This window comes from Salipiger sp. (assembly GCF_059781815.1).
The window spans coordinates 1-2336 of the sequence record NZ_JBYNAH010000379.1 but is presented as its reverse complement, the minus strand read 5'-3'; the positions used below and the strand labels follow the sequence as shown (position 1 = coordinate 2336).

Here is a 2336-nt window from a genome sequence, read left to right as displayed (position 1 = left end):
TGGGCGAGCTGCCCTGCACGCTGGCATCCTCGAGCACCCAGGCCCGCCACGCCTGCGGCGGCCCGTCGCAAACCGCGCCCGCCACCACGATGCCGCAGGCATCCGCCGCGCGCCCCTCGCCCGCCGGCGGGTCCACCGCCACCACGATGCGGTCGAAGCGCTCCGGCACCTCCGCCCCCCGCGCCCGCTCCAGCACCGCCTGGGTCCAGAGCGTCCCGTCCACATCCGTGACCAGCACCCCGTCAAGCTCCTGCTTCGCCAGCCGGGTGTTGCGGTAGCGCGCCCGCACCTCCTCGAGGAACGAGGCCGCGAGGTTGGCGCGGTTGGCCTCGGTCTTCGCATGCGTCACCACCGTGCTTTCAAGCTCCAAGAGCTCTTTCAGCACGCCGACATTCCTCGGCGTCGTGGTAACGCAGACCTGCGGCCGCTCCCCCAGCCGCAGCGCGAATTGCAGCATGTCCCAGGTCTCGCGCGCCTTCTTCCACTTGGCCAGCTCATCGACCCAGGCCGCGTCAAATTGCGGCCCGCGCAGCCCCTCCGGGTCATGCGCCGAGAACACCATCGCCTCGGCCCCGTTGGGCCAGACCAGGCAGCGCCGCCCGGCCTGCCAGTCGGGGCGCCGGTCGGGCGGCGAGCAGGCGAGGATGCCGCTCTCGCCAAACACCATCACCTCGCGCACCTGGTCGAGCGTCTCGCCCACCAGCGCCACCCGCCGGCAGCGCCCCGGCGACAGCGGCAGTGCCCCTTCGACGCAGGCGCGCACCCATTCCGCCCCGGCGCGGGTCTTGCCCGCACCGCGCCCGCCCATGATGACCCAAGCGCGCCAGTCCCCCTCCGGCGGCAACTGGTGCGGCATGGCCCAGAACTCGAAAAGAAAGGGGAGTGCCATGCACTCCCCCTCGCTCAGCTCACTCAGAAAGCTCTCCCGCACCGCAGCAGCGGCGGAGGCGAGCCATGCGGCACCCGATCTCATCGCGCGCGCGTTCGAGATCGAGAGCCCAGTCTCCGGCAAGCCCTTTCTGTTTACGTCTGACATTGGCGATCTGCGCCTCCGTTTCATGCGACGCCCTCATCCAGTAGCGGACATCGCTCATCAGCTTGCCCGCGTCGGTCTTCGACACCGCCTTCCCGTCTTCGATCTGCGCCTTGAGGCGTCTGATGTCCTCGCCGAGATCCCTGAGAACGTCGGCGATGCGGTCGCGCTCGTCTTCGAGTCGCGACATCTCCTCTTCGAGGTGGACCAGGATCATGCTCGATACCTTTCTTGCCTGTGGGTCTCCGCCCGAGGCACACCGCGCATTGGCAACAAAAAAGCCCCTCGGGGGCCTGTCCCCGGGGGCCGTGCGCGGCTTGTCCAGCATCGTCAAACGCTACGCCCGAGCGCGCGGTCCGTCAAGTTTCCGCACCGAACGCCGGCCCTCAAGCATCTGTTAACGCACGCGGATCGCCGCGCTACCAGCGAAGAAAAGGGCGCGGCACCGTGAGGTGCCGCGCCCGCAGGATGAGCCCTCGCGGGCCACCAATCACGCATATAGGATCAGTCGATCCGGGTCAGCAGATCGCCCACCGATGCCTTGGCGTCGCCATAGAACATGCGGGTGTTGTCCTTGTAGAACAGCGGGTTCTCGATGCCCGAGTAACCGGTGCCCTGGCCGCGCTTCGACACGAAGACCTGCTTCGCCTTCCACACTTCCAGAACCGGCATGCCGGCGATCGGCGAGTTCGGGTCTTCCTGCGCGGCCGGGTTCACGATGTCGTTCGAGCCGATCACGATGACCACGTCGGTCTCCGGGAAGTCCTCGTTGATCTCGTCCATCTCGAGCACGATGTCGTAGGGCACCTTGGCCTCGGCCAGCAGCACGTTCATGTGCCCCGGCAGACGGCCGGCGACGGGGTGGATCGCAAAGCGCACCTCCTTGCCCTTGGCGCGCAGCTTGCGGGTCAGTTCCGCCACGTTCTGCTGCGCCTGCGCCACCGCCATGCCGTAGCCCGGCACGATGATGATGCTGTCGGCCTCGTCGAGCGCGGTCGCGACGCCATCGGCGTCGATCGCCACCTGCTCGCCCTCGATCTCCGCCGCGGGACCGGCGGTGCCGCCGAAGCCGCCAAGGATCACCGAGATGAACGAGCGGTTCATCGCCTTGCACATGATGTAGGACAGGATGGCACCCGAGGAGCCCACCAGCGCACCGACCACGATGAGCAGGTCATTGCCCAGCGAGAAGCCGATCGCCGCCGCGGCCCAGCCCGAGTAGCTGTTGAGCATCGAGACGACGACCGGCATGTCGGCGCCGCCGATGCCCATGATCAGGTGATAGCCGATGAACAGCGCGCAG

At 68.1% G+C, this 2336-nt stretch carries 3 protein-coding genes; all 3 read right to left on the bottom strand.

What is annotated here, in order from left to right:
* Positions 1-973, bottom strand: a 973-nt coding sequence (locus tag AC6RA4_RS24920) for a DNA-packaging protein (RefSeq protein WP_500164925.1), incomplete at its 3' end; no start/stop codon positions are given.
* Entirely contained in the window at positions 909-1250 is a 342-nt protein-coding gene (locus tag AC6RA4_RS24915; protein ID WP_500164923.1) for a hypothetical protein, read from the bottom strand. The genes AC6RA4_RS24915 and AC6RA4_RS24920, both read right to left, overlap by 65 nt.
* Positions 1251-1537: 287 nt before the next feature.
* Positions 1538-2336, bottom strand: a 799-nt coding sequence (locus AC6RA4_RS24910; RefSeq protein ID WP_500164921.1) for an NAD(P)(+) transhydrogenase (Re/Si-specific) subunit beta, incomplete at its 5' end; no start/stop codon positions are given.